Source organism: Neobacillus paridis (assembly GCF_016765675.1).
GTDB classification, from domain to species: domain Bacteria; phylum Bacillota; class Bacilli; order Bacillales; family Cytobacillaceae; genus Neobacillus; species Neobacillus paridis.
In genome coordinates this window covers 201,190-226,795 of the sequence record NZ_JAESWB010000025.1, presented here as the reverse complement: position 1 = coordinate 226,795, position 25,606 = coordinate 201,190, and the positions used below count along the sequence as shown (strand labels likewise).

Below are 25,606 nucleotides of genomic sequence, written 5' to 3'. Positions count from 1 at the left end.
CTTTTTAAAATAAAGGTGAGACGAATCCTTCAGAGGATCCGCCTCAATTATTTTTAGCCGCGTAGTTCTTGAATACGAGCCTTCACGATATTTCTCTTTTCCAGATAGTCTTTCTCCTTGGCTCGTTCTTCAGCGATCACCTTTTCAGGTGCCTTTTTGATAAAGCCTTCATTGCTTAGTTTCTTTTGTACTCTGTCGACTTCTTTATTCAGTTTATCTAATTCTTTTTCAAGCCGGGCCATTTCCTCGTCAATATTGATTAATCCCTCAAGCGGAAGAATAATTTCAACACCGGTAATAACTGAGGTCATGGCCTTTTCCGGGATGTCAATATCTGTGCCCATTTGTAATGTTTCCGGATTACAGAACCGCTCGATGTAGGCCCGATTTTTCTCAATAGCATTGAGAATCACTTCGTCCTTCGCTTTTACAAGCATCTTGATTTTTTTGCTTAACGGTGTATTTACCTCCGCCCGGATATTTCGGACAGACCGGATCATTTCCATTAACAGCTTCATTTCCTTGGCAGCGTCGTCATCTGACAGTTCCGGTCTTACTTCCGGCCATTTTGCCACTGTAATCGACTCACCTGAATGCGGCAGGTTCTGCCAAATTTCTTCCGTAATAAACGGCATAAATGGATGCAACAGGCGCATTGTTTGATCCAATACGTAGGCCAGGATTGAACGTGTTGTTTTCTTGGCCGCTTCGTCTTCACCATACAACGGCAGCTTCGCCATTTCAATATACCAGTCGCAGAGGTCATCCCAAATGAAGTTATAAAGAGCACGGCCAACTTCCCCAAACTCATAGCGGTCAGAAAGCTTTGTGACATGGTCAATTGTTTCATTCAAGCGCGTTAAGATCCACTTGTCGGCGACCGACTTTTCGCCGCTGAAATCAATCTCATCATACGTTAAGCCATTCATATTCATCAAAGCGAAGCGGGAGGCATTCCATATTTTATTAGCAAAATTCCAGACTGCTTCAACCTTTTCTGTACTATAACGCAAGTCCTGCCCCGGCGATGTTCCGGTCGATAAGAAATAACGCAAGGCATCGGCGCCATATTGGTCAATGACCTCCATCGGATCGACCCCATTACCAAGTGATTTACTCATTTTCCTTCCTTGTTCATCCCGGACTAGGCCATGAATGAGAACGTCCTTAAATGGCCGTTCACTTGTGAATTCGATCGATTGGAAAATCATCCGCGAAACCCAGAAGAAAATGATATCATAACCGGTTACGAGTACATCTGTCGGGAAATAGCGCTTAAAATCCGCCGTTTCCGTGTCAGGCCAGCCCATTGTCGAAAATGGCCATAAAGCTGAACTAAACCATGTATCTAAAACATCCTTGTCCTGTTCCCAATTTTCGCTATCGGCAGGCGCTTCATGTCCAACATACACTTCACCCGTTTTCTTGTGATACCATGCCGGAATCCGGTGCCCCCACCATAATTGTCTCGAAATGCACCAATCACGGATATTTTCCATCCAGTGCAGATAGGTCTTTTCAAAGCGGTCCGGGACAAAGTGAACCTTGTTTTCTTTCTTTTGCAATTCAATCGCAGCTTCTGCGAGCGGCTTCATTTTGACAAACCATTGCGTCGACAAATACGGTTCGACAACAGCACCGCTGCGCTCCGAGTGGCCAACAGAATGAAGATGGTCTTCTATTTTAAATAACACGCCAAGCTCTTGCAGGTCCTTTACAATTTGCTTGCGGCATTCAAAGCGGTCTAACCCTTGATATTTGCCGGCCTTTTCATTCATCGTTCCGTCTTCATTCATTACCAGAATGCGCTCCAGATTGTGGCGGTTACCGACTTCAAAGTCGTTCGGGTCATGTGCTGGAGTAATTTTTACCGCCCCAGAACCAAAGTCCATATCAACATAATCGTCGGCCACAATTGGAATTTCCCGGCCGACGATCGGCAGGATCACCGTTTTCCCAATTAAATGCTGATAACGTTCATCGTCGGGATGAACGGCAACGGCTGTATCCCCAAGCATTGTTTCCGGTCGTGTTGTCGCAATTTCAATCGTACCTGATCCATCTGCTAACGGATATCTCATATGATAAAAGGCACCTTGAACGTCCTTGTAAATAACCTCGATGTCAGAAAGTGCCGTTTTCGTTGAGGGGTCCCAGTTAATGATATATTCGCCGCGGTAAATCAACCCTTTCTGATAAAGGGTAACAAATACCTCACGAACTGCCTTTGACAGTCCTTCATCAAGCGTAAACCGCTCGCGCGAATAATCGAGCCCTAAGCCTAATTTTGCCCACTGTTGGCGGATGTGGGAAGCATACTCTTCCTTCCACTTCCACGTTTCTTCGACAAACTTTTCCCGGCCGAGGTCATAACGGCTTTTACCTTCGCTGCGGAGCTTGGCCTCAACCTTCGCCTGTGTTGCAATTCCGGCATGGTCCATACCGGGCAGCCAGAGAACATCGTAGCCCTGCATTCGCTTCATCCGGGTGATGATATCCTGCAGGGTCGTATCCCAAGCATGACCTAAATGCAGTTTCCCGGTAACATTCGGCGGCGGGATCACAATGGTATAGGGCTGTTTTGATTTATCATCCTTGGCCTCAAAAAATTTCCCTTCAAGCCACCACTGATAACGACCTTTTTCAATCGTTTGCGGGTCGTATTTGGTGGACATCTTCACTTCTTGTGTTTCCATCTAGCATTTACCTCCTTTAATGATTGCCATCAACGTAAAAAAACCCCAATCGTCATAAAAGGACGAATGGAGTTTGCTTCGCGGTACCACCTTTTTTCCAATCAAGTACTTGATTGGCACTTCAACAGATAACGGATTTCATCCGTCTTCCATTACTCAGTTCAGTATGGACCCTTTTCACAGAAGAAGCTCTTGGGCGACCTTCCGATGTTCTGCTTAGGAAATCTTCCAGCAATTGATTTCCCTCTCTTGAAGCAGGTTGGCATCGTACTCTTCCCTGTCATTGCTTTAGTTTTCATTTATATTGTTTATACTATCCAAAAGAGCTGGTTACGTCAATCATGTTGGCCAAATTCATTGTTTTTTATACGATATGCTGTTTTCGGAAATGTGCACACAACTTGGGAATATACATAAACTATAATAACTTGGGAAAGGGGAGGTTATCAGTTGAGGAATTTTCAGAAGTATAAACACCGTCCCTGGTTTCGAACGTTTCGTAAATGGAGCGGACAATTAATCATTCCCTTTATTATTTTCCAGTTCATCCGCACGATTTTTCTGCCGACCATTTTTGATGTCTTATTGTTGTCCTTTTTTATCGTGATTGCTATTTCCATTTATTTTGAAATCATATAAGGAGCCTAACCTGCAGACTTACTGCTGCTGTTGGGCTCCTTCTTCCGCTTCTTGGGCAAGTGCCTCGTTTGCCTGCTGTTGTGTTTCAATTTCTGTCATCCGCATGACCACATACTCGGTATTTTTCAAATGCCAGTAGCGCTGCTGCAGCTGGCGGACATATTTTAATTCATTTTTCCGACGCTGTTTGCGATAATATTTTTCCACCGTTTGTATCAACGGAATCGGATAGGCTAAATAACTGTAAAATAATTGTTTTTCTTCTTCTTTGAAGGGAAAATATTTAAAATAATGATAAAGCAAATCAATAGTGTCATCGCTCCGCCTTGGACTCGTATTTAACGTCCGGGATATATATGGCAAAAGGTCATGGATCGGCGAGCCATAGGCCGCATTTTCGAAGTTGATAAAATAGCCGTACCCCCGCTCATCAAACAAAAAATGGTCGGTTGATAACTTCCCATGGGTAACGACCATACGAGCTTTATCATTTTCCTTTGTATTTTCATACCACTCTTCAAACTTCGCTTTAGAAAAGCGAAGCGCTTGGCTGATTTCATTGTAATATAAGCAAAATAACAACTCAAAAGGCGACATATATGTCTTTCTTTCACAAACATCGATAAAGCCGTTCAAGAATTCTTGATGTTTTTCCAGCTGCTGAATTGTCTTTTCATAATGTTCGAGCCTTTCTTCTTTGTTGATCATGATTTCCTTTGCGGAAAGAGAATGGAGCCGTGCCAACTCTCTGAACAACTGACGGCTTTTGGGATCGCGGTTTTCATTTGCCAGCCATGGCATCAGATAGTAAAGATAATGGTCGTGCAGCACCGCATATCTGCCATCCATTGTCGGGTAAATGGGCACAATCCGATTAAACCCTTTTTGATATAAAAAGTGAACATGACGGATAAAATCAGTTCCGCATGCAGGGGAGATCTTTTTTAAAGCAAATATGCCCTTGTTTGAATATATCTTTTGAATGGTGCCAAAATCTTCAATAAAATGCGGCTCAACTTGATATTGTTGAAGAATAGGTGCTACTGCTTCCAGACGATTCGAGTCATTCATACGAACTCAACTCTTTCTTTCAAAATAGCAAAGTAAATAATCCGTAAAAGAAGGAGCAGGCCCTTTGAAACCCGCTCACTTATTTTCCTCTAACGCATTATTTTTTTGCCAGTGTTGCTGGAACATATAAAACTTGCCCTTCAAATACATCCTGATTCAATTCTAAATTGTTTACCCGAAGCAGGTTTTGCACGGAAACGTCATAACGTTTAGCAAGACTTTCGACCGTATCGCCTTTTTGAACAATGCACACTTTTAATTTGACCTGTGCAGTTCCTTCATCCTTACGGGCAAAAAACTCCGTCAATGTCATCGTTTTAGTTTTAGAGAATAGTTTTTTCTTTTTATCTTTCGGCGTATCCTCAGGAGAAGAAGATGAGCTTTCATCCTCGTGATCATAGTCAACCTCTTCATTTTCAGCGACGATTTCTTGCTCGATTTCAACCTCCACTTCGATCGGCTGTTTCTCTTCGCTTCTAGCTTCCTGTAAAGGCCAGACAGGCTCGCTGACAGAAGGATTATATTCTTGGAAATGCCATGAAGGCTCTGTCGCTTCGGAATCAGCCTGTTCCTCTTCCTGGTAATGAAAGGTTGGAAACCTTGGAATAGTTGTTTCCGGTTCTCCCTCCTGTTCTTTTCGTGCTTCTGTTTCGAATAATAAATCATTGGCAGGAGTTTCGGCAATGGACGGCTGATCCGCTACGGTTTCTTCCTCTTCCGGGGAATCATTGCGCGGAAGAACCTCAAACTCCTGTCCCTGTTGCTGTTGATGGTTTGATTCAATTCCATGAAGACCGCTTATGTTCAGTTCTGCCGTCAACTTTAAACAACTGCGCTCAGGTATGGAATAGTCAAACGATTCCACGAGGACATCAATATCATAAATACTTTGAATCCTATTATTTGGAATAGTTATATCAACTGGGAAGTGATGGGAAAATTCGCAATTTCCCCCCTCTCGTTCGGATACCGTCTCAATAAACTTGTGCGAGGTATAACCTTCCCCCTCGCTTTCATTGTCTGCTTCACAACTTTTATATTCTCCGGTAAGTACAAGCGTTCCACGTATCGTTACATACTGATCATTTTCCTGGATTGTTATATCCGGGTCGAGCGAAATGGACAGCAGTTCCTCGACTTCCTGTCCTTTTCGAAACCACAGAGATTCCTCCAAGGAAAATCTTAGTGATGATTGATTCTCCTGGGACAAAGCGACTCCTCCTTTCCTTTCCTTCACGCAAAATCACTATGTCACTTACAATTTATGAATCATTCATTTTATTTATGATAAAAATGCACGGTTGTAGGATGAAGTTTACGCTTTACTCGTCTAAATTTGGAAGTTATCCGTCTAATTCTTGCTTTTACCCGTCATTTTTTTGATTTTACCCGTCTAAATTTCATGTTTACCCGCCGCTTTTTCAACTTACCCGTCCACAGCTAAAAAAAGTAAAAAAACACCCGCCAAATTTGGCGAGTGTTCCCAAACAAATATTATTTAAGCTTCGAAAACGCAATCTCTGCTGCTTGAATCGTCTTTTCAATGTCCTCATCCGAATGCTCTGTTGACAGGAACAATCCTTCAAATTGGGATGGTGGCAAGAAGATGCCTTGATCAGCCATTTGCCGATAGTACTCCGCAAAAAATTCCAAATTAGATTGTTTAGCTTTTTCGTAGTTGATGACGTCTTCATCAGTAAAGAAGAAGCCAATCATCGAGCCGGCGCGGTTAAAAGTAATCGGAATATCATATTTTTCAGCCGCAGCCTTAAAGCCCTGTTCAAGCTTGTCACCTTTGTTGATAAACTCCTCATAGTGAGCTGGTGTCAGCTGACTTAATGTTTCATAGCCAGCGGTCATTGCCAACGGATTTCCTGATAATGTTCCTGCTTGATAGATTGGACCGCTCGGGGCTATTTTTTCCATAATTTCAGCTTTGCCGCCGTAAGCTCCAACCGGGAGACCGCCGCCGATTACCTTGCCTAGGGTAGTGAGATCCGGTGTAATGCCAAAATAGCCTTGAGCACAATGATAGCCAACACGGAAACCTGTCATAACCTCATCAAAAATCAGCAAGGCCCCGTACTCGGTCGTAATATCTCGAAGTCCTTGCAGAAATCCTGGCAGCGGCGGCACAAGACCCATGTTGCCGGCAACGGGCTCTACAATGATACAAGCGATATCTTCGCCATATTGTTCAAAGGCGTATTTTACCCCTTCTAGATCATTATATTGAACAGTGATTGTATTCTTGGCAATACCTTCAGGGACGCCCGGGCTGTCGGGCAAGCCTAGTGTGGCGACACCGGAACCGGCTTTAATCAATAACGAATCACCATGACCGTGATAGCAGCCTTCAAATTTTAAAATTTTGTCACGGCCAGTATAGCCCCGCGCCAGGCGAAGCGCACTCATTGTAGCTTCCGTTCCGGAGTTAACCATCCGGATAATTTCAATTGAAGGTACCCGTTCTTGGACCAGCTTAGCCAGCTTGTTTTCCATCAATGTCGGGGCACCAAAGCTTGTTCCAAGCTCAGCTGTTTTTTTCAACGCTTCCACTACACGATCATTGGAGTGGCCGAGAATGAGCGGTCCCCATGACAGAACGTAGTCAATATACTCATTGCCATCAATATCATAAATCTTCGAGCCTTTTCCCCGCTCCATGAAAATGGGGTTCATATTGACAGATTTAAAGGCTCGAACCGGGCTGTTTACACCACCCGGCATGAGCTTTTGGGCTTCTTTAAATGCCTCAATCGATTTTGTAAAGATGCGCATCCTATTCCCTCATTTCAATCATTTATTGGTCTTCTTTTAACCAGCGAATCGCGTCTTTTGCATGATAAGTGATGATGAGATCGGCACCTGCTCGCTTCATCCCTGTCAGCATTTCCAAAACGGTACTCTTTTCATCAATCCAGCCATTTTGCGCAGCCGCTTTAATCATTGAATATTCGCCGCTGACATTGTAAACAACCACTGGCAGGTTGAAGTTATTTTTAATATCACGAACAATGTCCAAGTATGGCATACCTGGCTTGACAATTAAGAAGTCAGCTCCTTCAGCAACATCGGATTCTGCTTCTCTAAACGCTTCTAAACGGTTGGCCGGATCCATTTGATAGGTCTTGCGGTCGCCAAATTGGGGGGCGCCTTCTGCTGCTTCACGGAATGGCCCATAGAATGACGATGCATACTTGACGGCGTAGGACATGATTGGAATTTCTTTAAATCCGGCTTCGTCTAATCCGGCACGGATTGCCGCAACAAAGCCGTCCATCATGTTGGATGGGGCAATGATATCGGCTCCGGCTTTTGCTTGGCTGACGGCTGTTTTAACGAGCAAATCGAGTGATTCATCATTTAAAATTTTATCACCTTTAACCATTCCGCAGTGACCATGGCTTGTATATTCACACAGGCAGGTATCAGCAACAACAAGAATGTCCGGAAAATATTTTTTAATGAAGCGGGTAGCTTCTTGGACGATGCCGTGGTCATGGTATGCCTGACCGCCGCATTCATCCTTTGTTTCCGGGATCCCAAATAATAAGACAGCCTTAATTCCATGGGCAGCGATATCTTCCATTTCCGCTTCTAGATGATCCAATGATACTTGGAACACACCGGGCATCGAGGAGACTTCCTTACGGATGTTTTCGCCCTCGTATATAAACAGCGGGTAAATAAAATCATCCGCGCTTAAGTGATTTTCTCTCACGAGTGCGCGCATGCTGGCACTTGACCTTAAACGGCGATGACGTGAAAATTGCAGTTCCATTGTACATACCTCCCAAAATAATAAAAATATGTTTTATGATTAATTTGATAGACTGTCGCATGACACCTGTATACTGGCGGATAACCTTCTATTACTGTCAGATGACAACCGTCGCTTTATCAGTTATGGTCAGATGACCTTTTTTTCTGACCTATGGCATCCGTTAATGATGGCCCTTGCTCTTCCAGAAACTCGGCCAAGCTTTTCAACATTTCCTTCACCGTATACTGCTTGGGCGAGGCATGAATCGGCAGCCCGTATTCGCGAAGCCGCTTTTCGGTAACGGGGCCGATGCAGCCGATGATGCAGCCGTTTAGTTGTTCCAGCAACCCATTTTCACGGACTACAGCCATCAAATGATCGACAGTGGATGGGCTGGTAAATGTGAGAATATCCAGCTGCCGACGGCTCAGCGCTTCTGCCAGCTTTCTGCGGCTTTCCTCCGGCAAATAATTTTCATAAATAACCACTTCATCGACCTCGGCGCCTGCCTTAGCCAAGGATAATCCGATATAATCACGGGCAAGATTCCCTTTTGGAAGTAACACCCGAGATCCTTCATGAACATAAGGGTTAAATTCCTCAACAAATGTCTCTGCTACATACACAGAAGGTACAAATTCTACCGGCACAGCTTTTTCCTTTAACGCGGCTTCGGTTCGTTTTCCGATCACCGCAATTTTCGGCAGCTTAGCCTCAGCCTTTACAAACGAAAAAAAGGTTTCGACCGTAGTATTACTTGTGAAAATGATCCAGTCATATCTCTCAAGCCTGGACAAACATGCATCAAAATACTGATTTTTTTCAAGCGGACGAAAAGCAATCAGAGGGATTTCGACGGGAATCCCTCCGTATTCTTCAACGAGCTTAGAGAAGGATTTGGCCTGCTCTCTGCTTCTCGGGACGAGAACGTTTTTATCAAGTAATGGCAGTGCCTTGATCATTTCTCCTCAAGCTCCTGCTTCACTCGGTCGATTAAGTCCTTGGCTCCTCTTTCAATCAAAATATCAGCAGCTTTCATACCAAGCTCTTCCGGGTTGTGCCCGCTTACTTCCTCTTTAAGAATTTGCCGGCCATCCGGCGTTCCCACCAATACATTTAGAACAATCTCATCGTTATTGGCGATAAACGCATAACCGGCAATTGGAACTTGACAACCGCCCTCCATTTTTTGCAGGAAGGCCCGTTCTGCCCGGACCGCTCTTTCTGTTTTTTCGCACGTAAATTTTTCAAATAGCTCCAGCAATTCTTTGTCGTCTTCGCGACATTCAATTGATAAAGCCCCTTGGCCTACGGCCGGGATACAAATATCCGTGTCTAAAAATTCTGTTACAATATCAGCCGACCAGCCAAGGCGGGAAAGGCCGGCCGCTGCTAAAATGATGGCATCGTAATCTTCTGTCTCCAATTTAGCTAATCTGGTATCGACATTGCCGCGAATCCATTTTATTTCTAAGTCTGGCCGTTTGGCCAGCAGCTGAGCGCTGCGGCGCAGGCTGCTTGTTCCGATAATGGCACCGGGTTTTAGATCTGCTAATTTCACATGGTCTTTTGAAATTAAAGCATCGCGGTGATCTTCACGGACAGGAACACAACCAATTGTCAGCCCCTCCGGCAGGACAGCTGGCATATCTTTCATGCTATGGACCGCCATATCAATCTCTTTGCCCAGCATTGACTGCTCAATTTCTTTGACAAACAGGCCCTTGCCGCCTACTTTTGACAGCGTCACATCTAAAATTTTATCGCCTTTTGTGACGATTTCCTTTACTTCAAACTCCAAGCTTGGGTCAATCTTTTTCAGCTGGTCCATTACCCAGTTGGTTTGTGTTAATGCTAATTTACTGCGTCTGGAACCTACAATAATTTTTCGCATAATTGCCTCCTCGTGTCATGAGTACCATAAATGAAAGGACGATAATTGCCCAAATAAGAAAAAGTTGATTAAAACAATTAAAAATGAGGCTACATTCCACAGGGCCAATTTTTTTCCTGATTGATCTTTAACAGTACGTAAATATAAATAGAAACTATAAGCAGTTAGCAGAATAAACGAACCGATGATTTTAATATCGTACCAAGGCATGCCGGGGAGCTTGAGGAACGCCCACTGCAAACCTAAGATCAAACTTAATAGAAGCATCGGGACACCAATTACTGCCATTATGTATGACAACCTCTCCAGCTTCTCCAGGTCGGCGAGCCGTAAAAGTCTTGTACCCCATTTCTTTTTCTTTAATAAATCATATTGCAGTAAGTATAATAGCGAAAAGACAAAGGACAAGGAAAAGGCCCCATAAGACAGAATCGCCATCGTAATATGAATCAACAACAATTCAGACACCAACTGTTGTGCCATTACATGAGAATGAGAGGCAGTTGGGGCAAATGTGTGAATTGCCATGACAATAAACCCTAATATATTCATAAAAAAAACAATAAAATCAACCCGTAATATCCGATTTATAGCAAGTGACAAGGTAACTAAGACCCAGGCATAAAAATAAAGACCCTCAAATATTGTGAGAACTGGGAATCTCCCCGTTTCTTTCATATAAAGAATGAGGAAAATGGTTTGCAAAACCCATACAAATGCAAGTAACCAGAAGGCAACCCGATTTGCCTTCCGGTTATGATAAATAAAATCGAAAAAATATAATAATACACTTAAGGCATAAAGAACAACCGTAACTTCATGCACCCTCGTCATAGTGACGCTAATCATAGCGAATGGCCCCCTTATGACTGAAAGGAAGCCTGCGCTTCTTTAACCGGCTGTTGATTATTTTGGGTTGAAATCGCTTGTTGATTCTTTACCAGATCTTCAATATTAAAGATCTTCATAAAGAAATCCAAGGCCTGTTCACGATCAGGTCTTGCAGCCAGTTCCTTTGCTTGGAGAATCGGATCTTTGAGCATTTGATTAATAATACTTTTTGTATGTTTACTTAAAACTTTTTTATCACGATCCGATAAATTGGGCAGCTTTCGTTCCAAGCTGACCATTGTCTCAGCTTGAATGGCCAATGCTTTTTCCCTAAGAGCAGAAATAACTGGAATAATACCGAGCATGCTCAGCCATTGATTAAATTCAACGATTTCCTCTTCAATCATGAGCATGATATTGGCGGCAGCCTTTTTCCGTTCCTCTAAGTTGGCTTCAACAATTCCCTCGAGATCATCAATATCATATAAAAAAACATTTTCAAGTTCGGCAAGCTTTGGATCAAGATCTCGCGGTACGGCAATATCCACCAGAAATAACGGCTTACCCCGCCGCAGCTTCTCAATCCGCGATACCTGCTCTTTTGTTATCACAAAATCCTTTGCACCAGTTGAACTGATCAAAATATCAGCTTCCACCAGTGATTTTTGCAATTCATCCATCGTTCTTGCTTCGCCATTAAAGCGGCTGGCAAGGTCTTGGGCTTTATTAAACGTCCGGTTGATTACTGTCACTTTTCTAACGCCATTGCCGTGCAAATTCTGAACGGCCAACTCTCCCATTTTCCCAGCACCCAAAATAACAACATGCTTATTCTCAAGCGAACCAAATATTTTCTTTGCTAATTCAACCGCCGCATAGCTGACCGAAACGGCATTGGCCCCAATTTCTGTGTCAGAGTGAGCCTTTTTCGCTAACGTAATCGCTTGCTTAAATAAGTGATTGAATACAGAGCCGGTTGTGCCATTGGTTTGGGCCTCCATAAAGCTTGTCCGTACCTGTCCAAGAATTTGAGTTTCCCCTAAAACCATGGAATGAAGACCGCAAGTTACCTTAAATAAATGTTCCACTGCGCCGTCGCCGTCATAAATGAACAAAAACGGAGAAAACTCTCCCTGCTCTATTCCAAACCATTCCGCTAAAAATTCTTTAATATAATAGCGGCCAGTGTGTAATTGATCAACGACAGCATAAATTTCCGTTCGATTACAAGTGGACAAGATAACATTTTCCAGGATGCTTTTCTTTTTGTTTAATAATTTCATCGCATCCACAAGATCGGTATCATTAAATGTCAACCGCTCGCGAATTTCGACAGGGGCTGTTTTATAATTAAGACCGATCACCAAAATATGCATTTGTTCACGTACACCCCCATTAAAATATACAGTAATCCAATTCTAATCTTAACATGCCCATTTTTGTCCAAATTGTTAAAATTGTGAACAAAAAATGACACTTTATGTTAATATAGAAAATTGAATAAAGAAGTTTTATAATTAATATTCTCCCTTTGTACAGTATCAAAAAATTCGACATGATTCAAGTGAACCTTACTGGAAGCGGTGTTTGAAATGAAAAATCAACGTATTTTCCCGGGGATTATTTTAATCGGCTTAGGTGCTTATTATTTATTGCAGCAGGCTGGGGTTTCCTTTTTTCAGCCATTTTCAACATGGCAAATCTTAATGATTATTGTCGGCACAGCATTTTTGGGTCAAGGGTATTGGGCAAATGATTCCGAAGCAATCCTTCCCGGGTTCATCTGTTTCGGCTTTGGCCTTCATTTTCTGCTTGTAGGAAAATTGGCTTTCTGGCCTGATAATCAAATTGGAATGCTCATGCTGATCATCTCCATTGGTTCCTTTCTACGCTTTCAAAAATCCAATACAGGCTTATTTCAAGCATTCCTGTTTCTCATCCTATCAGTACTGCTGCTATTTTATGACCAAATAGCCGACTATTTTGGACTATTGCAAAGCGGAATGAGCTTTATCTGGAAATTTTGGCCCGCCCTCCTCATTGTTATTGGCCTCTATTTTCTTCTTAAAAAGAAAAAGTAAGGTGTCAGGCACTATGAAAAAACATGGTGCCTGACACCTACATTTGTATAATTCCTATATAAAGCTTTCGATGATGGTCCAAGCTGCATCTTTGCCTTCACCAGTTTCTGCCGAAAAAACTACGATTTGGTCGTTTGCTTCAAGGTCTAATGTTTCACGAATGACCTTTACATGCTTTTGCCACTTTCCCTTTGGAACTTTATCGGCCTTTGTGGCAATAATGATGCAGGGGATTTGATAATATTTCAAAAAATCATACATCATCACATCATCTTCTGTCGGCGGGTGGCGTAAATCGACGATTAATACAACTGCCTTTAACTGCTCTCGCGTTGTGAAATACGTTTCGATCATTTTTCCCCAGGCGGCCCGCTCCGATTTTGACACTTTAGCATAGCCGTATCCGGGAACATCAACAAAATGTAAAAGGTCATTGATTAGGAAAAAGTTCAATGTTTGTGTTTTACCAGGTTTGGAGGAAATTCTCGCCAACCCTTTTCGGTTTAACATTTTATTGATAAATGATGATTTTCCGACATTTGAGCGACCGGCAAGGGCAAATTCTGGTAAATTACTTTCCGGATACTGTTCTTGTCTAACCGCACTGATTACGATTTCGGAACTGGTGACCTTCATTTCATGTCACCTTCTACGAGAGCATGCTTCAGCACCTCATCCAGATGCGATACTGGGATAAATTCCAATTGATTACGAACACTTTCCGGAATGTCGTCGATATCCTTTTCATTATCTTTTGGCAGGATGATCTTCGTTAAACCAGCACGGTGGGCACCGAGAGATTTCTCTTTTAAACCGCCTATTGGCAGCACCCGGCCGCGTAACGTAATTTCTCCGGTCATCCCAACTTCACGGCGAATTGGTTGCCCTGTTAAGGCTGAAACCAGTGCAGTTGCGATGGTAATCCCGGCAGAAGGACCATCCTTGGGAACAGCGCCTTCAGGTACGTGAATATGGATATCATATTTTTCATAAAAATCTTCCGCAATCCCCAGTTCCTTTGCTTTTGAACGGACATAGCTAAAGGCCGCTTGGGCAGATTCCTTCATGACATCGCCGAGTTTACCGGTTAAGACAAGTTTTCCTTTTCCGGGAGCCAAAGCGACTTCAATTTGCAAGGTGTCACCGCCTACAGTGGTATAAGCCAGACCAGTTGCCACCCCAACTTGATCTTCAGCTTCCGCCTGTCCATAACGGAATTTTGGTTTTCCTAAAAAGTCTTCTACTGTTTTTTCGGTAACGACAACGCGTTTTTTCTCACCCGAGACAATAATTTTAGCCGTTTTGCGGCAGATGGTTGCCACTTGCCGTTCAAGGCTTCTTACCCCAGCCTCTCTTGTATAGAAACGGACAATTTTTAAAATGGCATCATCACGCACTTGCAGTGTATTTTTTGTCAATCCATTTTCTTTAATTTGCTTCGGCAGTAAATGGTCGCGGGTAATATGAACCTTTTCCAACTCGGTATAGCCGGCAATGGAGATGATTTCCATTCGGTCTAACAATGGACCAGGAATGGTTGCTAAATTATTGGCAGTTGCAATAAACATGACCTTCGATAAGTTATACGGCTCCTCAATATAATGATCACTGAAATTATGATTTTGCTCCGGATCCAATACCTCTAACAGCGCTGCCGACGGATCGCCACGGAAATCGCTGGACATCTTATCAATTTCATCGAGTAAAAATACCGGATTGATGGTCTCAGCTTTCTTCATTCCTTGAATAATTCTCCCCGGCATGGCACCGACATATGTCCTTCTGTGGCCGCGGATTTCTGATTCATCACGAACCCCGCCAAGCGATACCCGGACAAAATGGCGGTTTAAGGATCTCGCAATCGACCGAGCCAGGCTAGTTTTTCCAACCCCTGGAGGTCCGACAAGACAAAGAATCGGTCCCTTTAAGGAATTAGTCAGCTTTTGAACGGCCAGATATTCGAGAACTCGTTCCTTTACTTTTTCGAGTCCGTAATGGTCTTGGTTTAAAATCTTTTCTGCCCGATCGATGTTGATGTCATCATCCGTCTTTTTGGACCACGGCAGAGAGATAAGCCATTCAATATAATTGCGAATAACCGCACTTTCAGCTGAACTTGCCGGCACCTTTTCATAGCGATCCAATTCCTTCATGGCTGCTTGATAAACATGTTCCGGCATCCCTGCCTGTTCGATTTTTTCGGTCAAATCGGCGATTTCACCTGTTTTTCCTTCTTTATCACCCAATTCTTTTTGGATCGCCTTCATTTGCTCCCGTAAATAATATTCCTTTTGCGTCCGCTCCATCGACCGCTTGACGCGCTGGCCAATCTTTTTTTCAAGATTAAGCACTTCTTTTTCGTTATGAATGATATTAATCACATAATTCATTCTTTGTTTAACGTCAATTATTTCGAGAATTTCTTGCTTTTCCTTTAACTTGATTGGTAAATGGGAAGCAATAATATCCGCCATTCTTCCCGGTTCTTCAATATCCGTAACCGATGCAAATGTTTCTGCCGAGACTTTTTTCGATAATTTTATGTATTGCTCAAAATAATCGAGCATCGTTCTCATCAGAGCTTGATCTTCGATATCTTTTGTGTCGGGGTCCTCATATGTATTGATTTGTACGGAATAATAGCTGTCTTCATCTTGAAAAGTTACAATCTCCGCCCGTTTAAGACCTTCCACCAATACACGGATAGTCCCATTAGGCAGCTTTAACATTTGCTTAACCTTTGTTAAAGTGCCAAAGCTGTATAGATCCTCTTCAGCAGGTTCATCAATGGTGACATCTTTTTGGGTTGTTAAAAATATGATATGGTCATCTACCATCGCTTTTTCAAGTGCCTGTACTGACCGTTCACGTCCGACATCCAGATGTAGGACCATTGTCGGATACACAAGCATCCCCCGAAGCGGTAAGAGTGGGACGATTAATTCCTTCTTTTTCGTCAAAGTACTGCACCTCCATTAGTATGAAAGGAATAGTCCTTGTACAAATTCTATCTTATTTGTTTTTTAGTGTCTATTTTTAACTGATTCCTGTCATTACACGATACTTTTATGTTCCCCAAATTACAATAGAAAAACTCCGGTTTTGTTCAAACCGAAGTTTTTGCGATACCTATTTTCTAACAGCAGACGAAGTTTTTAAATGGATTCTTTTTTGGACAATTCTATCGAGGCCGGAATGACAGTGTTTTTTGCCAAATTATGAACTAAGGCAATTTCAAAAACTTCATTCAGATGGGTCACCGGAATGATCTTAATTCCGCCGATTTCATTTAAAATATTTTGCCTATTTTCTTCAGGAATGATAACCGTTTTGGCCCCTGCTTTTTTCGCTGCCTTAACTTTCGGATAAACACCGCCAACTGGTTTCACATTACCGTGAATGCTTATTTCTCCGGTCATCGCTACTGTATGATCAATCGGGATTTTGTAAATTGCCGAGTAAATCCCCGTTGCCATCGCAATTCCCGCAGATGGACCATCAATTGGCACCCCGCCGGGAAAATTCACATGGATATCATAGTCATTTGCCGGAACACCCATCGATCGTAAAACGGTAATCACATTTTCAATCGACCCGCGGGCCATGCTTTTTCGCCGGATTGATTTCCCTTGCCCGCCAATGCTTTCTTCTTCGACAATGCCGGTAATGTTAATAGTTCCTTTTTCTTTTGCAGGAATTACAGTTACTTCAATTTCTAGCAGCGCTCCAGAATTTGGACCGTAGACAGCCAGCCCGTTAACAAGCCCGATTTGGGCATTATCTCCGATCATCCGTTCCATCCTAGGTGTCAGTTGGCTGGAATGAATCACCCATTCAATGTCCTCATCCTTAATATAATTTCGTTCTTCGGTAATCGCCAATCCAGCAGCAATCTGAATCATATTGACTGTTTCACGGCCGTTTCTGGCATATGTAGATAAGGTATGAACCCCCGTTTCACTAATATCCATGGAGACCTTGGCGGCCGCCTTCTTGGCAACCGTTACGATCTCCTCCTCGGTTAAATCGCGGAAAAACACTTCCATGCAGCGGGAGCGGATGGCAGGTGGGATTTCACTGGGTGTTCGGGTTGTTGCCCCAATTAAACGAAAATCAGCTGGTAGGCCATTTTTAAAAATATCATGAATGTGTGTTGGAATTTGTGTATTTTCCTCGTGATAATAAGCACTTTCTAAAAATACTTTTCGATCTTCCAATACTTTTAACAATTTATTCATCTGAATCGGATGGAGCTCGCCAATTTCATCGATGAACAATACACCGCCATGGGCATTGGTCACGGCACCCTGTTTCGGTTGGGGAATTCCAGCCTGTCCCATAGCCCCGGCACCTTGATAAATCGGATCATGGACAGAACCGATTAATGGGTCAGCGATCCCCCGTTCATCAAACCGGGCTGTCGTTGCATCTAATTCGATAAAAACCGAGTCACGTTTAAAAGGTGATTTGGGATTCTTCTTGGCTTCCTCTAGCACTAACCTGGCAGCAGCTGTTTTTCCGACTCCAGGAGGACCATATATGATGACGTGTTGTGGATTTGGCCCGCATAAAGCTGCTTTCAATGATTTGATCCCATCCTCTTGGCCGACAATATCTTGAAAACTAGTTGGGCGCACTTTTTCAGATAGTGGCTCAGTTAAGGAAATCGACCTCATTTTTCGTAATTGCTCCATTTCTTTTCGTGATTCCCGATCTATCGATACCTTTTGCGTCCGCTGATTTTTAAGCAAGTTCCAAAAATACAGTCCAATAATGATTCCAAAAAATAATTGGATAAATAATGCAATCCCCGTCCAACTCATCTCTATTCCTCCTGCACAGAAATACTCATTTGATAATAATAAGTATTTCCTGCAGGAAGAGGGAATAAACCAAAAATTTAAAAGACCCGGCAAACTACCGGGTCTAAATTTTTGTTCACCTTATTAAGCTGATTTTTCTTCCATTATGACGGTTCCGTCTTCCAAAATAAGCTTAGGGACGCTGTTATTGACAACCGTATCCTTGGTAATAATACATTTTGATATATCATCACGTGAAGGCAGGTCAAACATAACATCAAGCATAATTGCTTCAATGATGGATCGTAAGCCGCGAGCACCTGTTTTGCGTTCAATTGCTTTTTTAGCAATTTCTTTTAAGGCACCCTCTTCAAATTCTAATTCTACATTATCAATTTCAAGCATTTTTTGATATTGCTTGACGAGTGCATTTTTAGGTTTTGTTAAAATTTCAATTAACGCAGCTTCATCTAATTGCTCAAGGCTGGCGATGACTGGAAGGCGGCCGATAAATTCAGGGATTAACCCGAAGCGTAATAAGTCCTCAGGCAAAACTTTGGAAAGCAGCTCTTTTGAACTAACCTCTTGCTGTTTAATATCTGAACCAAAACCAATTACTTTTTGCCCTAAGCGGCGTTTAATAATTTGCTCAATACCGTCAAAAGCACCGCCGCAAATAAATAAGATATTGGTTGTATCAATTTGGATAAATTCTTGATGCGGATGTTTTCTGCCTCCCTGAGGGGGAACGCTGGCAACCGTACCTTCAAGAATTTTCAACAACGCCTGCTGAACACCTTCACCGGAAACATCCCGGGTAATCGAAGGATTTTCAGACTTTCGGGCAATTTTGTCAATTTCATCGATATAAATAATGCCCTTTTCTGCTTTTTCCACATCGTAATCGGCAGCTTGAATTAATTTTAACAAAATATTTTCAACATCTTCGCCAACGTAACCCGCTTCCGTAAGGGAAGTCGCATCGGCAATAGCAAATGGGACATTTAAAATTCGCGCTAATGTTTGTGCTAACAATGTTTTACCGCTTCCTGTTGGCCCAATCATGCAGATATTACTTTTTTGCAGTTCAACATCATCAATTTTGCTGTTGGAATTAATCCGTTTATAGTGATTATAAACAGCAACAGATAACGACTTTTTCGCTTGATCCTGACCGATTACATATTCGTCAAGAATTTCACAAATTTCCCTTGGCTTAGGAACATCTTTAAATTCTACTTCCTCTTCTGTACCAAGCTCCTCCTCAACAATTTCAGTGCAAAGCTCAATACATTCATCGCATATATAAACTCCTGGCCCCGCTACTAATTTTCGAACTTGGTCCTGAGTTTTACCACAGAACGAACATTTTAATTGTCCTTTTTCATCATTAAATTTAAACAAACCTTTCACCCCTCAGAACGTTAATCCTTTATTGTTAACGCGATTCCCACAAACGATTATTATCAATTGAATAGTATGTATTTTGCATTGTATCACATTTGGTCATTATACTGAAAATAAAAAGCTTTATCCTAATATGTTTTCATTTTACGGGGATTTCGCGTTTAAAAATAAAGGTACTAATTAATCTTAGCCATATTTTTTAAAAATAAGACTTATCATGCATGGAATTATTAATTCGCTCTTGAAAAGAATTTTTCCTGCTTGTTGTTAAAAATGTTCCCTTCTCTAATTATAATATGTAATTCAAAAAATACATAAAAGAAAACTTCACTGCTGAACGGGTCTGAAAGACGATAAAATGCTGTAAAATACCCTAAAGAATTCTGAATGTAGCAAAAACAAGGCACGACTAAAAAATCGTGCCTTGTGGTACATTAATGTTTACTTCTTATTTTCAATAAGAAAGTCTACTGCTTTTTGAAGTTTAAGGTCTGATTTAATGCCTTCCACTCCACCAAGAGCTGCCTTAATGTTATCAACAGTCATATTGTACATTCCAGCCATTTTTTCCAACTCGGCATTTACATCTTCATCCGTTGCTTCGATATTTTCAGCATTAGCAATGGCTTCTAATGTTAAATTAATTTTCACTCGTTTTCCAGCTTCTTCGTTCATTTGCTCGCGTAGTGCCTGCTCATCTTGACCTGAGAATTGGTAGTAAAGCTCAAGATTCATTCCTTGCATTTGCAGACGTTGTTCGAATTCTTTCAACATGCGGTTAACTTCGTTTTCAATCATTACTTCAGGGATATCAACTTCAGCATTGTCTGCTGCCTTTTCCACAAGTGAATCTTTCAGGTGATGTTCAGCTTCGTGCTTTTTGCTGTCTTCTAAACGAGTTTTGATTTTTTCTTTTAATGCATCTAATGTTTCAACTTCTTCATCGACATCTTTTGCAAATTCATCATCTAACTCAGGAAGTTCTTTTGCTTTGATTTCGTGAACAGTAACCTTGAATGTTGCCGGCTTTCCTGCAAGCTCTGCTGCATGATATTCTTCAGGGAAGGTAACTTCTACGTCTTTAGATTCGCCTGTAGCAACACCAACTAACTGCTCTTCAAAACCAGGGATGAATGAATTAGACCCAAGTTCTAATGAATAGTTATCAGCTTTGCCGCCTTCAAATGCTTCTCCATCAACGAAACCTTCAAAGTCGATGACAACTGTGTCACCATTTTCAGCAGTGCCTTCTTCTTTTACAACAAGCTCTGCATGACGATTTTGCAATGATTCAAGTTCTTTTTGCACATCTTCGTCTGTAACGGTAGTGTCTAATTCTTCAACCTCAAGACCTTTATAGTCCCCTAATTTCACCTCAGGTTTAACCGTTACAGTTGCTTTGAAAATTAATTCTTTGCCTTTTTCTATTTGCTCAATGTCGATTTCCGGACGATCAACTGGCTCGATTCCAGTCTCATCAATCGCATTGCTGTATGCATCTGGAAGAAGAATATCCAATGCATCTTGATAAAGTGATTCCACACCAAAGCGCTTTTCAAATAATGCACGCGGTATTTTTCCTTTACGGAAACCAGGTACATTTACTTGCTTAACCACTTTTTTAAATGCCGCATCTAAGCTTTCGTTTACTTTATCGGCACTTACTTCAACTGTAAGTACGCCGCGGCTTCCTTCTAACTTTTCCCATTTTGCAGTCATACTGTTCCCTCCAACATCTATTCTCATTTCATTCGTAACGAATTAAATTCAGGAATATGTCTTGTTACCAAGTCATGTCCTAGTTTTTTACTGTAATATGACCTTTTTTACACAATGCAACCCCTACATTATACCATAGGTTTTGTTTCTTTCAACAGCCTTGGCTAGAGATTGGGGTAAGAAATTTCTTCGATTCGCTCGACCTGCCTGATTGCCTGTTCCATTTCTTCGGGTTCTACCTCATATTCCTTGGCCACTTCAGCTATTTCCGATTGAAATCCATGGTATTCCTCTGCCAGAAAATGAAAGGCAGCTGCCCAGGCAAATGCATTAGCTGGCTCCAATTCCATTGGATAACTAATGAAGAAAATCCGTTCTACTAAGGTGATGATATTTTGATATAGAACGGGATTACGGCTTTCAAGATGATTTTCCAACGCAGCTTTGACCTCGAGCATTTTGGGCTGTTGCCTAACCTCCGGAAGCTTGACCGGAATGACATTTTTCCTGACTTCAAATTTATTGACAGTTACCGGGCTGTCAATTTCCTGCTCTTTTAAAAGGGTCAATAAAATAGTTTTCAGAAAAAAATTTCCTGTTTTCGCCCTTAAGTATTCTGCAATTTCTTGGAAGTATGGTCGAATATTTTTTTCAGCAAGATTTGAAACTAAAAGCATTTGTTCATTTACACCATTAAGTGAAAAAAGATTTAGCTTTTGTGGGTTATTTTCTTCTTTCTGCTGTTTTCTTTCTACTGCCGGAGCAGGGTTCTGGAGCATCTTCTTGCTAAATTGGAGAATTGTTAAAAAATGATCAAACTTGTCAGGCGGAACTTCTTTTTCATCCAGTAATAGCTCTATAGTGGTAATAATTTCTTCGTACTCGTGAAGCTGGATCAGCACTGTCAGATATAAATCCACCATTTGAAAATAATCGCCAACCCCTTTTAGCAATATCTCCTTGGCGATCTCCCTGGCTTTTTCAAAAGCAGATGCTTCGAAATACGCCATAACAAGCCCGATTAAAATTTCATCATTATCGGGGTCATATTCCCTTGCAAGCTCAAGCAAATCAATCGCATCGGAAAATTTTTTATTGTGCAGATTTTCAATGCCTTTGCTAATTAACCTCTTTTCAAATCCCGGAAAAAATATTACATTATCTTTTCTTTTTAGCGGTTCCCGCTTCTTCATCATATTAATCCGTCCTTCGGCCTGTTGATGTCCATAAGTTTAGCATTAATAATGGGAAAAAGGAAACCAATCCTATACTAAAATAAGTACAAAAAAAACTCACCTTAATAGGCAAGTTCAGATGTCTGGTATGTAGGATGGCGTCCCAGGAGAGGTTCGAACTCCCGACCGTACGCTTAGAAGGCGTATGCTCTATCCAGCTGAGCTACTGGGACATGATTTCTATTTATCAAAGACAAGATTTATTATATTATCCTAATATCTAAAAGTCAACAGTGATTTAATATTTTTTCATGAATAGGGGGGAGAGGATTCTCCCCTTTTCTATTTTAGCATAAATCCGCGGGCCAAGCTTGGGAGTTCCCGACCGTTTACTTCATAAACTTTCATGCTTACTGAATCGTTGTTTAACTCCAGAATAACATATGTTTTATCGAAATGTCCGCGCGGGAGGCGAATGCTGCCCGGATTGACAAATAATGTTCCATCCACTACCTCAGCCCCCAATACATGCGAATGGCCAAAACAAACGATATCAGCGTTTACTTCCTGAGCCTTGAATTTTAATTTCATTAACGAAGACTTCACCGAATAATGGTGACCATGGGTAATATAAAACTTTTTACCAGCAATATTGGGGAAAAGTTCTAAGGGATAATCACCAAAATCACAATTTCCAGCCACGGTAAGGTACCCGGTGATCGCTTTATGGTCAGGCATCAACTGTGAATCCCCGCAATGAATGAAGAGGTCAACTTCCTGTGAGTGCCTTTCTCTAATAACCTCCAGTTCCTTTGTTAAACCATGGCTGTCACTGACAATCAACACCTTACACATGATTGTCACCTCTTTCTAAGAGTGAATCCAGCTCGGCATCCAATTTTTTTAAAGCATTGGCGCGGTGGCTGATTTTATTTTTTTCATCGGAGGTCAGCTCTGCCATTGTCCTACCTATTTCAGGAAGGAAAAATATCGGATCATAACCAAATCCATTTTTGCCTCTCTTCTCCTCGAGAATTTCTCCTTCACAGGTGCCAGACACCGTGAAAGTTTCCTGTCCCGGTACGGCGAGAGCCAATGCACAATAGAATCTTGCTGTCCTTTTTTCTTTCGGAACATGAGTTAATTCTGATAGCACTTTATCAATATTGTTTTCGTCATTTTTCGGTTCACCGGCATACCGGGCTGAATAAATTCCCGGTCTGCCACCCAAGGCATCAATTATCAAGCCGGAATCATCGCCCATCACCATTTTATTTAATGCTCTGGAAACGGTCTCTGCCTTTAATATCGCATTTTCCTCAAAAGTCGAACCCGTTTCTTCCACCTCAGGCAAATCCGGGAAGTCAAGTAAAGTCCTTATTGTGATGCCTCTCGGTGAAAAAATATGTTCAAATTCTTTGGCTTTGCCGGGATTTTTCGTTGCAATAATGACTTCTTTCATGGTTAACTCCTTTATTTCCTTATTAAATATATTTTAACAGGCTCGAAATAGGCAATTGAACAAATATATCTGCCATTTTTACTGACTTATCTGCAATAATCAGTATTATATCTGCAGTTTTTTCAATATATCTGCCATTCTCTTAACCCACTCTATTTCTTCCGTCGCTCCTCGATTTTTTTCATTATTTCTGCTCCAAGTGCTATTTTTTGGTACTCGAAAAGTTCGACAAGGCCTCCTTGGGCGGCCTGCAGCAAGCCTTGAAGCTGCTCATAGGAAAAAGTTGATTCCTCGCCCGTTCCTTGCAATTCGACAAATTCGCCGCTGCCAGTCATCACGACATTCATGTCCACTTGAGCTTTTGAATCCTCAGCATAATTTAGATCAAGCACGGTTTGATTATCCTTTAAAATTCCGACACTGGTTGCGGCCAAGTAATCAATAATTGGAAATCTTGCGAGTGACTTTTTCTCAGCTAATGAATTTAACGCAAGACTCATGGCAACAAATGCCCCTGTAATCGAGGCGGTTCTTGTGCCGCCATCAGCCTGAATGACATCACAGTCGATCCAAACAGTTCGTTCTCCAATCGTGCCAAGGTCAACCACTGCACGTAAGGCGCGGCCAATCAGGCGCTGAATCTCCATCGTCCTTCCGGAAACCTTTCCCTTAGACGATTCCCGAATATTTCTTGTTTCGGTAGCCCGCGGTAGCATCGAGTATTCAGCGGTAATCCAGCCCTTGCCTTCTCCTCTCATGAAGGGTGGTACCCGATCCTCGATACTGGCTGCACAAATCACTTTCGTATTGCCTACAGATATAAGCACCGAACCCTCCGGATGCATTAAATAATTGGTTTCAATATGTATTGGTCTTAATTGCATTGGTTCTCTTCCATCTATACGCACAATGCTTCCTCCTTCATTTCAAGACGCATTTTCATTAAATAAGAAAGAGGCGGCTTACCAGCCAACCTCCTTTCACAGTCCTTTATATAGTATAACAAAAATCTCCTTTTAAAAACTACCGGTGTTTACTTTTTCTGGACGTGTTACTGGCTCTGAAAGATTCTTCCCTTGATCACTCTTGATCTCAGCCTTACCATTTACTTGAACCGCTACTTTTTCAATTCCTTTTTGTTCGGTTAAAGTAAGAACCAAGGCATCTAATAAATGTTGGGAAATCACCTTTTCCTCAAAGCTGCCATAGACATTCTTATTAAAATTTAAGGTTACTTTCCCGTCCTCCACTTTCGGCGGATCCAAAAGCTTTACATCCGACATAAAATCAGATACGAGATTTGATTTTTCACTAGGCCCTTTTACCAATTCCGTCACAGCCGCAGCAATATTATCCTTTTCACTGTTGCTGACTCTCCGTGTAACCGGAACATAATAATAGGAACCTTCTTCACCACCGATAAAATAAACCGTTACAGGCTTTGTATTGGTAATATCCACTACATCAGTCAAATCAAAATTGATCCCCGCAGCCCTGGAGAGGTTTTCACTAATAGGGGTCCCCTTGACTGGCATTTGCGTTAAGGGGTGGCCATTCAGTTTCAGCTTGACTGAATTGATATTATCAAATTGTGTCAATGTCCATGTTACTGATTGAAGAATTCGCTGTTCATCCTCAGGCTGGTAGTTCTTAAATTCCTTTGAAAAATTAACGGTCGCTACACCATCCGCTACATCTACCGACAGGTCTGTTCCTTCAGGCAATACAGCTTTAAACCCATTTGGCAGACTCTCAGCAACAGGACCATTAACCACTAGATAATCAAGCGCTTGTTTTGCCACCGATTTGGTCGCAGGCAAATTAAGGGTTTGCGGGACAACATAGCCATTTTTATCAATCAGGTAAAGTTCGGTCTTCACTGTGTTTTCTGTGTTTTTTGCTGCCGCTTTTTTACTTTCTTTCGGATCCGCAACCGATATAGTTTTTGGCGGATCAATTTTTTGTTTTGTTTCACCGCCAAGCAAGCCGCACCCTGACAACAGCATTGCAGATGTAAGGATCGTATATCCGAGGATTTTCCCTTTATGTTTGAGCATATTTTT

The 25,606-nt window shown here is 41.9% G+C and carries 21 protein-coding genes, 1 tRNA gene and 1 other annotated feature; of the genes, 2 read left to right on the top strand and 20 right to left on the bottom strand.

What is annotated here, in order from left to right:
- Nucleotides 1-53: 53 nt before the first annotated feature.
- A complete protein-coding gene (locus JK635_RS03060) occupies nt 54-2,696 on the bottom strand; it encodes a valine--tRNA ligase (RefSeq protein ID WP_202652266.1) in 2,643 nt (880 codons plus the stop codon).
- A gap of 55 nt (nt 2,697-2,751) precedes the next feature.
- Nucleotides 2,752-2,989, bottom strand: a binding site (T-box leader).
- A 157-nt stretch (nt 2,990-3,146) separates the two neighbouring features.
- Here JK635_RS03060 and JK635_RS03055 point away from each other — a divergent pair.
- Nucleotides 3,147-3,335 (top strand): YszA family small membrane protein, encoded by a 189-nt coding sequence (locus JK635_RS03055; RefSeq protein ID WP_202652264.1) that lies wholly within the window; start codon nt 3,147-3,149, stop codon nt 3,333-3,335.
- Between the two features lie 18 nt (nt 3,336-3,353).
- Here the strand turns inward: JK635_RS03055 and ysxE are convergent, their stop codons facing one another.
- From ysxE to hemA, 8 genes are all read right to left on the bottom strand, one after another.
- Complete coding sequence (gene ysxE, locus JK635_RS03050) at nt 3,354-4,406, bottom strand: spore coat protein YsxE (RefSeq protein ID WP_202652262.1); 1,053 nt, start codon at nt 4,404-4,406, stop codon at nt 3,354-3,356.
- Between the two features lie 97 nt (nt 4,407-4,503).
- A complete protein-coding gene (spoVID, locus tag JK635_RS03045; RefSeq protein WP_202652261.1) occupies nt 4,504-5,616 on the bottom strand; it encodes a stage VI sporulation protein D in 1,113 nt (370 codons plus the stop codon).
- A gap of 284 nt (nt 5,617-5,900) precedes the next feature.
- The gene (gene hemL, locus JK635_RS03040; RefSeq protein WP_202652259.1) at nt 5,901-7,187 is read right to left on the bottom strand and encodes a glutamate-1-semialdehyde 2,1-aminomutase; all 1,287 of its coding nucleotides are present in this window, start codon (nt 7,185-7,187) and stop codon (nt 5,901-5,903) included.
- 22 nt (nt 7,188-7,209) lie between these two features.
- Complete coding sequence (gene hemB / locus JK635_RS03035) at nt 7,210-8,190, bottom strand: porphobilinogen synthase (RefSeq protein ID WP_202652257.1); 981 nt, start codon at nt 8,188-8,190, stop codon at nt 7,210-7,212.
- A gap of 119 nt (nt 8,191-8,309) precedes the next feature.
- Complete coding sequence (locus JK635_RS03030; RefSeq protein ID WP_202652255.1) at nt 8,310-9,134, bottom strand: uroporphyrinogen-III synthase; 825 nt, start codon at nt 9,132-9,134, stop codon at nt 8,310-8,312.
- Nucleotides 9,131-10,066, bottom strand: coding sequence for a hydroxymethylbilane synthase (gene hemC / locus JK635_RS03025; RefSeq protein WP_202652253.1), 936 nt, complete (start codon nt 10,064-10,066; stop codon nt 9,131-9,133). Before hemC ends, JK635_RS03030 begins: the two co-directional genes overlap by 4 nt.
- A 15-nt stretch (nt 10,067-10,081) precedes the next feature.
- Nucleotides 10,082-10,915: a cytochrome c biogenesis protein gene (locus JK635_RS03020; protein WP_202652251.1), complete on the bottom strand. Its 834-nt coding sequence runs from the start codon at nt 10,913-10,915 to the stop codon at nt 10,082-10,084.
- Nucleotides 10,916-10,929: 14 nt separating this feature from the next.
- Nucleotides 10,930-12,273, bottom strand: coding sequence for a glutamyl-tRNA reductase (gene hemA, locus JK635_RS03015; RefSeq protein WP_202652249.1), 1,344 nt, complete (start codon nt 12,271-12,273; stop codon nt 10,930-10,932).
- A 216-nt stretch (nt 12,274-12,489) separates the two neighbouring features.
- Here hemA and JK635_RS03010 point away from each other — a divergent pair, with 216 nt between their 5' ends.
- Nucleotides 12,490-12,978 carry a LiaI-LiaF-like domain-containing protein gene (locus JK635_RS03010; RefSeq protein ID WP_202652247.1) on the top strand — a complete coding sequence of 163 codons (489 nt, stop codon included), beginning with the start codon at nt 12,490-12,492 and terminating at the stop codon, nt 12,976-12,978.
- 54 nt (nt 12,979-13,032) lie between these two features.
- Here the strand turns inward: JK635_RS03010 and yihA are convergent, their stop codons facing one another.
- The 11 genes from yihA to JK635_RS02955 all read right to left on the bottom strand — a co-directional run bounded on the left by yihA (nt 13,033) and on the right by JK635_RS02955 (nt 25,600).
- The gene (gene yihA / locus JK635_RS03005) at nt 13,033-13,614 is read right to left on the bottom strand and encodes a ribosome biogenesis GTP-binding protein YihA/YsxC (protein WP_202652245.1); all 582 of its coding nucleotides are present in this window, start codon (nt 13,612-13,614) and stop codon (nt 13,033-13,035) included.
- A complete protein-coding gene (lon, locus tag JK635_RS03000; protein ID WP_202652243.1) occupies nt 13,611-15,938 on the bottom strand; it encodes an endopeptidase La in 2,328 nt (775 codons plus the stop codon). Before lon ends, yihA begins: the two co-directional genes overlap by 4 nt.
- Nucleotides 15,939-16,133: 195 nt before the next feature.
- Nucleotides 16,134-17,801: an ATP-dependent protease LonB gene (gene lonB / locus JK635_RS02995; protein ID WP_202652241.1), complete on the bottom strand. Its 1,668-nt coding sequence runs from the start codon at nt 17,799-17,801 to the stop codon at nt 16,134-16,136.
- A 123-nt stretch (nt 17,802-17,924) separates the two neighbouring features.
- Complete coding sequence (gene clpX, locus JK635_RS02990) at nt 17,925-19,184, bottom strand: ATP-dependent protease ATP-binding subunit ClpX (protein ID WP_202652239.1); 1,260 nt, start codon at nt 19,182-19,184, stop codon at nt 17,925-17,927.
- Between the two features lie 444 nt (nt 19,185-19,628).
- Complete coding sequence (tig, locus tag JK635_RS02985; protein WP_202652237.1) at nt 19,629-20,906, bottom strand: trigger factor; 1,278 nt, start codon at nt 20,904-20,906, stop codon at nt 19,629-19,631.
- A 164-nt stretch (nt 20,907-21,070) separates the two neighbouring features.
- Nucleotides 21,071-22,102, bottom strand: coding sequence for a tetratricopeptide repeat protein (locus JK635_RS02980; RefSeq protein ID WP_202652236.1), 1,032 nt, complete (start codon nt 22,100-22,102; stop codon nt 21,071-21,073).
- Nucleotides 22,103-22,237: 135 nt separating this feature from the next.
- Nucleotides 22,238-22,314: transfer RNA gene (locus tag JK635_RS02975), tRNA-Arg, on the bottom strand.
- A 109-nt stretch (nt 22,315-22,423) separates the two neighbouring features.
- Nucleotides 22,424-22,936, bottom strand: coding sequence for a metallophosphoesterase family protein (locus JK635_RS02970; protein WP_202652235.1), 513 nt, complete (start codon nt 22,934-22,936; stop codon nt 22,424-22,426).
- Nucleotides 22,929-23,543, bottom strand: a complete 615-nt coding sequence (locus JK635_RS02965; protein ID WP_202652234.1) for an XTP/dITP diphosphatase — start codon at nt 23,541-23,543, stop codon at nt 22,929-22,931. The genes JK635_RS02970 and JK635_RS02965 overlap by 8 nt, the downstream gene beginning before the upstream one ends.
- Nucleotides 23,544-23,695: 152 nt before the next feature.
- On the bottom strand, nt 23,696-24,451 hold the full coding sequence (gene rph, locus JK635_RS02960; protein WP_202652233.1) for a ribonuclease PH: 756 nt from the start codon (nt 24,449-24,451) through the stop codon (nt 23,696-23,698).
- 108 nt (nt 24,452-24,559) lie between these two features.
- Nucleotides 24,560-25,600 (bottom strand): GerMN domain-containing protein, encoded by a 1,041-nt coding sequence (locus JK635_RS02955; protein ID WP_202652232.1) that lies wholly within the window; start codon nt 25,598-25,600, stop codon nt 24,560-24,562.
- Nucleotides 25,601-25,606 lie beyond the last annotated feature (6 nt).

Bases quoted from the DNA above. Each gene is read 5' to 3' on its own strand.
- JK635_RS03060 (WP_202652266.1), bottom strand. From the start codon at position 2,696: ATGGAAACACAAGAAGTGAAGATGTCCACCAAATACGACCCGCAAACG.
- ysxE (WP_202652262.1), bottom strand. From the start codon at position 4,406: ATGAATGACTCGAATCGTCTGGAAGCAGTAGCACCTATTCTTCAACAA.
- hemL (WP_202652259.1), bottom strand. From the start codon at position 7,187: ATGCGCATCTTTACAAAATCGATTGAGGCATTTAAAGAAGCCCAAAAG.
- hemB (WP_202652257.1), bottom strand. From the start codon at position 8,190: ATGGAACTGCAATTTTCACGTCATCGCCGTTTAAGGTCAAGTGCCAGC.
- JK635_RS03030 (WP_202652255.1), bottom strand. From the start codon at position 9,134: ATGATCAAGGCACTGCCATTACTTGATAAAAACGTTCTCGTCCCGAGA.
- hemC (WP_202652253.1), bottom strand. From the start codon at position 10,066: ATGCGAAAAATTATTGTAGGTTCCAGACGCAGTAAATTAGCATTAACA.
- JK635_RS03020 (WP_202652251.1), bottom strand. From the start codon at position 10,915: ATGATTAGCGTCACTATGACGAGGGTGCATGAAGTTACGGTTGTTCTT.
- hemA (WP_202652249.1), bottom strand. From the start codon at position 12,273: ATGCATATTTTGGTGATCGGTCTTAATTATAAAACAGCCCCTGTCGAA.
- JK635_RS03010 (WP_202652247.1), top strand. From the start codon at position 12,490: ATGAAAAATCAACGTATTTTCCCGGGGATTATTTTAATCGGCTTAGGT.
- yihA (WP_202652245.1), bottom strand. From the start codon at position 13,614: ATGAAGGTCACCAGTTCCGAAATCGTAATCAGTGCGGTTAGACAAGAA.
- lonB (WP_202652241.1), bottom strand. From the start codon at position 17,801: ATGAGTTGGACGGGGATTGCATTATTTATCCAATTATTTTTTGGAATC.
- tig (WP_202652237.1), bottom strand. From the start codon at position 20,906: ATGACTGCAAAATGGGAAAAGTTAGAAGGAAGCCGCGGCGTACTTACA.
- JK635_RS02980 (WP_202652236.1), bottom strand. From the start codon at position 22,102: ATGATGAAGAAGCGGGAACCGCTAAAAAGAAAAGATAATGTAATATTT.
- JK635_RS02970 (WP_202652235.1), bottom strand. From the start codon at position 22,936: ATGTGTAAGGTGTTGATTGTCAGTGACAGCCATGGTTTAACAAAGGAA.
- JK635_RS02965 (WP_202652234.1), bottom strand. From the start codon at position 23,543: ATGAAAGAAGTCATTATTGCAACGAAAAATCCCGGCAAAGCCAAAGAA.
- JK635_RS02955 (WP_202652232.1), bottom strand. From the start codon at position 25,600: ATGCTCAAACATAAAGGGAAAATCCTCGGATATACGATCCTTACATCT.